The organism is Brevundimonas sp. CURTG3B2_SDJG (genome assembly GCF_057364705.1).
Genome location: NZ_JBNFOJ010000598.1, coordinates 1 through 537 on the forward strand (window position 1 = coordinate 1; position 537 = coordinate 537).

The window sequence follows — 537 nt, forward strand, 5'->3', positions numbered from 1 at the left end:
GTCGACGAGGCCGGCTGACCGCTAGCCGGCCCGGGCCGCCCGGACCGACACCGTCACCGTGACGGTCTTGGACACCCAGTCGCCGGCCGCGTCCGACGCCAGCCCCAGGTCGAAGGCCGCGCGGTCCAGCGTCGTCGTCCCCTCCACGACGGCCTGTCCGGCCGTCTCCCGGAAGGTGAACGCCAGCGTGGTCGGGACGGTCCGGTCCTTGATGCGCAGCGCCCCGTCCGCCTCGTAGCGGTCGCCGCCCAGGGCCCGGAACTCGGTCGCCTCGAACCGCGCCGTCGGGAAGCCCGCGGGATCGAACCACTCCGCCTCCTGCAGCGAGCCCTCCTGCGTCGCGTCGCCCGTGCGGGCCGAGCCGGTGCGGATGGTGATCGTCGCGCGCGATCCGGCCAGGTCGCGGGATCGAACCAGACGCGCCCCTCCCAGTCCTCGAACCGCCCCTCGAAGGGCGCGCCGGCATGGGTCCCGCCGAACCGGATCGACGAGGCCGCCCGGTCATCGTCCAGGCCTGCGCCGTCCCGGGGACGATCC

The 537-nt window shown here is 75.2% G+C and carries 1 protein-coding gene; it reads right to left on the reverse strand.

What is annotated here, in order from left to right; genetic code table 11:
• Positions 1 to 21 precede the first annotated feature (21 nt).
• On the reverse strand, positions 22 to 432 hold the full coding sequence (locus AC2W7C_RS18880; protein WP_486002708.1) for a YceI family protein: 411 nt from the start codon (positions 430 to 432) through the stop codon (positions 22 to 24).
• Positions 433 to 537 lie beyond the last annotated feature (105 nt).